The following is a 6,480-nucleotide window of genomic DNA, read 5'->3' as shown; positions in this document are numbered from 1 at the left end:
GGCGGCGGTCACCGCGGTGGATCTTCACAGCCCGGATCCGGATCGCCGGCTCCCCGGGGTGAGCTATGTCGCCGCCGATGTGATGGATGTCGCGCCGCTGCGGCCGCATCTGGAGGGCGCCGATCTTGTCTATCACCTAGCCTATCTGATGGGCGAGGAAGCCAATGTCGACCCCGTCGGGGCGGCCCGGATCAACACGCTGGGCGGGACCCAGATCTTCCAGGCCTGCCTGGACGCGCGGGTCGGCAGGGTGCTGATGGCGAGCTCGATCTCGGTCTTCGGCACGCAGTCGGACTATCAGCCGCATACCCTGCCGCTCAACGACACCGCGCCGCAGTTTGGCGCCAAGGGGATCCCGGTCTATGCGGCCGGCAAGATCTATCTGGAGAAGGTGGCGACCCACTACAGGAACCGGCACGGGCTGCTGATCGTCGGCTTGCGCCCGGGCGCGGTCATCGGCCGTGGACGGAGCACGGGGCGGGCAAAGACCGTGGCCAATATCGTCTCCGCCGCGGCGAGCGGGCAGACGGTGCGCCTGGACAATGGCAAGGCGGCGTTCCAGGCCATCCATGTCGAGGATGTCGCGGACGCGTTTCTGGCACTCGCCACGGTCGATGCGGCGGTGCTCGATCCATCGCCCTTCCTCAATCTCGCCGGCGATCACGCGACGGTGCGGTCCTATTGCGACGAAGTGGCCCAGGTGCTTCCCGAGGCCCGCTTCGACATCGCCGATGGGGAAAGCGACGAGCTGTTCGGGTCTTCCCCGTTCGTGATGGATGACGGCATCCACCGCCTGGTCGGGTTCGAGCGGAGCTACCGCAGTCTCGCCCAGGCCATCAGGGCGGAAGTCGACGACTTGGCGCGCGGGCGCGCCATGCCTGAAAACGCGGGCGGCCCGGCCGCGCACGCTTGAACTCACGCAGAAGGTGGAAACAGTCATGAAGAGAGTCCTGATCGCCAATCGTGGAGAGATTGCCCTGAGAGCGGTCCGCGCCTGTCGCAAGGCGGGGCTCGAAAGCGTCGCGGTCTTTTCCCAGGCGGACGCCGCCTCGCCGCATGTGTGGGCTGCCGACCATGCGGTCTGCATCGGGCCGGCCTCCGCCACGAGCAGCTATCTGCTGGCGGATCTGCAGATCGAGGTGGCGCGATCCACCCGCTGCGACGCGGTCTATCCCGGCTACGGCTTTCTCTCCGAGCGCGAGAGCTTCGCCACGGCCTGCGAGGAGGCGGGGCTGATCTTCATCGGGCCGTCGGCGGAAGTGATCGCGACAATGGGGGACAAGGCTGTCGCCCGCCGGACCGCGCAGTCGCTCGGCGTTCCGGTCGTTCCGGGTTCGCAGCAGGGCTTCGTGTCGTCGAGCGAGGCGCTTCCGGTCGCCATGGAAGTGGGTTTTCCGCTGCTGCTCAAGGCCAGCGCCGGCGGCGGCGGGCGCGGCATGCGCGTCGCCCGGGACCCGGCCGACTTCAAGTCGCTGTTCGAGCAGGCGTCCTCGGAAGCCCAGTCCGCGTTCGGAAACGGCGAGATCTATCTCGAGCGCTTCTTCGAGAATGTCCGGCACATCGAGGTCCAGGTCTTCAGCGACAGCCATGGCAACCATCGGCATCTGTGGGAACGCGATTGCAGCGTGCAGCGCCGCCACCAGAAGCTGGTCGAGGAGGCGCCGTCGCCGGTGATCAGCGACAGCGTGCGCCGCGCCATGACCGAAGCCGCGGTCACCATCATCGAAAGCATCAAGTACCGCAACGCCGGCACCATCGAATTCATCTATGAGGTCGACACCGGGCAGTTCTTCTTCATCGAGATGAACACCCGGATTCAGGTCGAGCACCCCGTCACCGAGCTCATCACCGGGCTTGATCTGGTGGTCGAGCAGTTGCGCGTCGCCGCGGGCGAACCGGTGTCGTTCGAGCAGATGACGACGTTGCCGTCACGGGCGGCGATCGAATGGCGCATCTGCGCCGAGGATCCCGCGCGCGGCTTTGCGCCGAGCCCCGGGCGGATCACCCGCTGGCGCCCGCCGGTCGGACCGCACACGCGGGTGGATACCCATGTCTACGAGGGCTACGCGGTTCCCCCGCACTACGATTCCATGATCGCCAAGCTGCTGGTGAGCGGTGCCGACCGCACCGAAGCGCTCCGCCATTCGCGCCAGGCGCTGGCCGGCTTCGACGTGGAGGGCATCCCCACCACGATCGGCTTTCACCGGGAGCTGCTGCAGAATCCGGCCTTCCAGGATGCGAGCATCCATACGCGCTGGCTCGACGAGCGCGGGCTTGCCTGAGCCGGGGCGGCAGGCGGCTCCGCCCAGGCAGGGCGGAGCCCGCGCGTCCCGCGGGCTGACACCAGGACACCGAGGAGCACCGAACCGATGCAATCCCTTCCAGAACAGATGCGCGTGATCAGCATGTCCGGTCCCGGCGGGCCGGAGGTGCTTCACGAGGAGTTTCGACCCGTCCCAAGGCCCGGGACCGGAGAGGTGCTGATCCGGCTGCGCGCCGCGGGCGTGAACCGTCCCGACCTGCTGCAACGGGCGGGGGCCTATCCGCCGCCGCCCGGCGCCACGGATCTGCTCGGCCTCGAAGGAGCCGGCGAGGTGGCGGCCGTTGGCGAGGGGGTGGAGAACTTCGCCGTCGGAGATCCGGTGTGCGCGCTCCTGCCGGGCGGCGGCTATGCCGACTATGCCCTGACCCCGGCCGGCCACTGCCTGCCCATCCCCAAGGGTTTCGACACGGTCACCGCGGCAGCCCTGCCGGAGACGATCCTGACGGTGTGGGCCAATGTCATGGAGGGCGGCAAGCTGCAGCCGGACGAGACCATCCTCATCCATGGCGGCTCCTCCGGCATCGGCGTGATGGCCATCCAGATTGCCCGAAACCACGGAGGACAGGTGTTCGTGACCGCGGGCTCGGAGGAAAAATGCAAGGTGTGCGAGTCCCTCGGCGCGGAGCGGGCGATCAACTACCGGCAGGAGGATTTTGTCGAGGTCGTCAAGTCGCTGACCGACGGCAAGGGCGTGAACATGGTGCTCGACATGGTCGGCGGCGATTACGTCGAGAGAAACCTGCGGGTTCTCGCGGTGGAGGGCCGGCATGTCTCCATCGCCTTTCTCAAGGGCAGCAAGATGATGCTCAATCTCGCGCCGGTGATGATGCGCCGCCAGGTTCTGACGGGCTCGACGCTCCGCATCCGCTCGGACGCCGAGAAGGCCCGCCTAGTCCGGGCGGTGCGGGAAGCGGTCTGGCCGCAGCTCGCCGGCGGTGCGATCAAGGTCCTGATCCACGACAGATTTCCGCTCAGCGCGGCCGCCGACGCCCATCGGCTGATGGAGAACAGCCATCATATCGGCAAGATCCTGCTCGAGATCTGACGGGCACGCTGCGACCGACCTTGCCGGCGCGGCGCAACGCCTCACGGGTGATCCGTGCCGGGCAACCGGAATGCGTGCGCACCTGTCGCGATCGGGCACCGCCCCGGCCCAAGGTGCGCTGTCAGTCGGCCTCGAGCCATTTGCCGAGATTGGCGCGGACGAAGGCATCGTCGTTCAGCTCCGGATAGAGCCTGTAGACCCTGTCGATCGCCTCCAACTGGCCGGGACTGAGGTCTTCGCCCGGATCAAGGCACCAGCGGCCCTCAAGCAGGCCTTGCCGGCGGAGCACTTCGTGGCAGCCGGCGATCACGCCGTGAAAGGAATTGGCGACATCGAAAAACGCCGCGTTGCAGTCGGTCACCGCACTGTCGAGTGCCAGGATCTCCCTCGAAACGGCGGCTTCCTTGCGGGCCTCCTTGCAGCGCGCGAGGATGCCGACCGCCTTTTGTGTCCACACGGACCAGTGACCCAGCAAGCCGCCGGCGAAATGCAGGTCTCCCTGCTCGGTGCGAAACGGCGTCACCAGATCGAGGACGATATGGTCATCATTGCCGGTGTAGAGCGTGACGCGGTCGGCCGCTTTCGCCGCGGCGACTCCGGCCATGACGTCTAATGTGGCGTAGCGGTTGAACGGCGCCACCTTGATGCCGATAGCATTTTCGATTTCGGCAAACCGGCGCCAGAACGACGCGGCAAGCGGCATGCCGCCCACCGCGGGCTGCAGGTAGAAACCGATGAGAGGCATTTCGGCGGCAAGGGTCTGGCAATGCTCGATGAGTTCGTCCTCGCTGCATCCCTTCAGCGCAGCCAGGCTGAGCAGGACAGCATGGTAGCCAAGCGCCCGCGCGGTCCTCGCTTCCGACAGGGCCTGCTGGGTCCTGCCGACAACGCCTGCGATCATCATCAGAGGGCGGTCGATCCAGCTGGATGCGGTTTCCGCGGCCGCCTCCAAGACGGGCCTGTAGAGCCCCACGTCGCGGATGGCGAACTGGGTGGTATGCACGGCGACGGCCAGGCCTCCCGCCCCGGCGTCGATGTAGTAGCGGCTCAGCGCGCGCTGCCGCCTGGGGTCGAACCGGCGCTGCGCATCGAGCGCCAGGGGCTGCGCCGGGATGACCTGTCCGTCGCGAAACTGCGCGAGCACTGTAGCGGGGAGAGATGAAAAATGCATCCTGTATCCTCTGAACAACGGAGAGCGCGGGCGTTCAATAGGCGCCGTCGCGCACCTCGAAACCTGTCGGCTTGTTGAGGCTCGGCATCTGGCGCGAAACCCAGTCGGCCACCCAGTCCAGCATCTGCTCCAGCGTCACCTTCGGATATCCCATCAGGCCGAATGCCTTGCCGGCATTGTTGAGCCAGGCCGTCTGCGCCTCTTCGCCCGTGAAGGTGGGCTTGCGGCCGATGCGTTCGCCCAATTGTTCGGCGAGGAAGCGGATCGACAGGGTTTCGGGCCCGGTGATGTTGAGCGCGCGGGCGGGCGTCGCGCAATGCCGCAGCGACCGCAGCGCCATGGCGTTGTTGTCGCCTTGCCAGATGATGTTGACATAGCCCGTGGTCAGATCGATTGGCCGGCCGGCAAGCACGCTTGCGGCGATGTCGTGCAGCACGCCATAGCGGCAATCGATGGCGTAGTTGAGCCGGAACAGGAGCGCCTCGGTGTTGTTGCGCGCCGCCTCCCATTCGATGGCGCGCTCGCGGCCGACGCAGCTGTTGGCGTACTCGCCGAGCGGCGTGAGGGGATAGTCCTCCGTGGCGCCGCCCGAGGTGATCGGCACGAACGGATAGACGCATCCCGTCGAGAACGCCACCAGCCGGCGGTCCACCAGGCTGCCGGCCACCTGGGCGGGCAGCAGCGTGTTGGTGGCCCAGGTGAGCGACGGCGTTCCCGAGGCGCCGAACTTGAACCCGGCGATGAACAGCACGTTCTTGATCGCCGGCAGTGCCGCAACCGCGTCCCTGTCGAGCAGATCCGCCTTGATGGTCTCGATTCCCTGCGCCTCGAAACGCTCGACCAGCGTTGGGTCCGAGAAACGGGCCACCGCCACCACGCGCTTGCCCGGGGCCGCCCGCTTTGCCATCCGGGTCAGCGTCGGGCCGATCTTGCCGGTCGCGCCGAGCACCATGATGTCGCCGTCCAGCCCGGCAAGATCGGCGATGACGTCGGCATCGGGCCGCGACAGTCTCTCCTCCAGGGCCTCGACATCGGCGAATCCGCCCTGCGCGCCCTGTGCCCCGTTGTCCTGATGCATCCCTCGACCTCGCCCATATCGGTATCAACCATATGGTTGATATTCAAGCCAGAGAACGGCCCTGTCAAGGGGAAGGAGCGACCAGGGAACGATTTCGAATGGCATTGAGGGCGAAGTCGACGATGTGCGCGCGCCGCTCGTCCATTGCCGCCTTGCTGTCGAGCGGGCGGCTGAAGGCGAAGCCGAGCGTGTGGATGTTGGCGAAGTAGAAGAACGACATGCCGGCGATCGACAGATAGACGTGCAGGGGGTCGAGGCCGCGCCGGAAGACGCCGTCCGCCACGCCGCGGTCGAGGGTCTGCTCGATCAGGTCGATGATCGGCTTGTTGACGGCCTGCACTGTCTTCGCGTCGCCCAGATGCCGGCCGTAGTGAATGTTCTCATCCACGAGGATGCGCACAAATCCGGGGGTTTCCCTGAGATAATCGAAGCTGAACTCGACAAGCTTCCGCATCGCTTCCTCCGCCGGCAACGAGCCGAGTTGCAGTGCCGCCTCCTGCTCGCGGATTTCGTGGTACACCTGCTCCAGCACCGCGGTGTACAGCCCGTCCTTGTTGCCGAAGTAATGGTAGACGAGCTGCTTGTTGATGCCTGCGCGCAGGGCGATGTCGTCCACGCGCGCGCCTTCCAGCCCGCCCGCCATGAAAGCCTCGCGGGCCGCAGCCAGCAGTTTCTGTCGCGTGGTTTCGTTCGTGTCTCGTCTCGGTCTGCGTGTTTTCTCGGCGTCGGGCATTTTTCAACCAATCAGTTGGTTACTGTTGACTTCGTTTCTAACCTACCGCATGCTCAGCGACAACCATGCGCGGGCAATCGGGCCGGCGCAATCGGGGATGGCCGGTGTTGCCTGGGGTCGAAAACAGCAG

6 protein-coding genes are annotated in these 6,480 nt (G+C 66.4%); 3 read left to right on the top strand and 3 right to left on the bottom strand.

Features of this window, described 5'->3' with window-relative positions; translation table 11 throughout:
* The 3 genes from LL06_RS05600 to LL06_RS05590 all read left to right on the top strand — a co-directional run.
* A partial coding sequence (locus tag LL06_RS05600; RefSeq protein ID WP_035523360.1) for an NAD(P)-dependent oxidoreductase occupies positions 1 to 913 on the top strand: 913 nt, incomplete at its 5' end.
* A 25-nt stretch (positions 914 to 938) separates the two neighbouring features.
* Complete coding sequence (locus tag LL06_RS05595) at positions 939 to 2,282, top strand: acetyl-CoA carboxylase biotin carboxylase subunit (RefSeq protein WP_035523357.1); 1,344 nt, start codon at positions 939 to 941, stop codon at positions 2,280 to 2,282.
* Between the two features lie 87 nt (positions 2,283 to 2,369).
* The gene (locus LL06_RS05590) at positions 2,370 to 3,368 is read left to right on the top strand and encodes an NAD(P)H-quinone oxidoreductase (protein ID WP_035523354.1); all 999 of its coding nucleotides are present in this window, start codon (positions 2,370 to 2,372) and stop codon (positions 3,366 to 3,368) included.
* 121 nt (positions 3,369 to 3,489) lie between these two features.
* Here LL06_RS05590 and LL06_RS05585 read toward each other — a convergent pair whose 3' ends face one another.
* The 3 genes from LL06_RS05585 to LL06_RS05575 all read right to left on the bottom strand — a co-directional run bounded on the left by LL06_RS05585 (position 3,490) and on the right by LL06_RS05575 (position 6,350).
* Positions 3,490 to 4,539: a dihydrodipicolinate synthase family protein gene (locus tag LL06_RS05585; RefSeq protein WP_035523351.1), complete on the bottom strand. Its 1,050-nt coding sequence runs from the start codon at positions 4,537 to 4,539 to the stop codon at positions 3,490 to 3,492.
* A gap of 34 nt (positions 4,540 to 4,573) precedes the next feature.
* Positions 4,574 to 5,617, bottom strand: coding sequence for an NAD(P)-dependent oxidoreductase (locus LL06_RS05580; protein ID WP_052161239.1), 1,044 nt, complete (start codon positions 5,615 to 5,617; stop codon positions 4,574 to 4,576).
* A 64-nt stretch (positions 5,618 to 5,681) separates the two neighbouring features.
* Entirely contained in the window at positions 5,682 to 6,350 is a 669-nt protein-coding gene (locus LL06_RS05575) for a TetR family transcriptional regulator (RefSeq protein WP_035523348.1), read from the bottom strand.
* Positions 6,351 to 6,480: the final 130 nt, after the last annotated feature.

This window comes from Hoeflea sp. BAL378, assembly GCF_000759435.1.
Taxonomy (GTDB): domain Bacteria; phylum Pseudomonadota; class Alphaproteobacteria; order Rhizobiales; family Rhizobiaceae; genus Hoeflea.
Note: the sequence above shows the minus strand (reverse complement) of the source record. Positions and strands in the feature narration are given on the sequence as shown.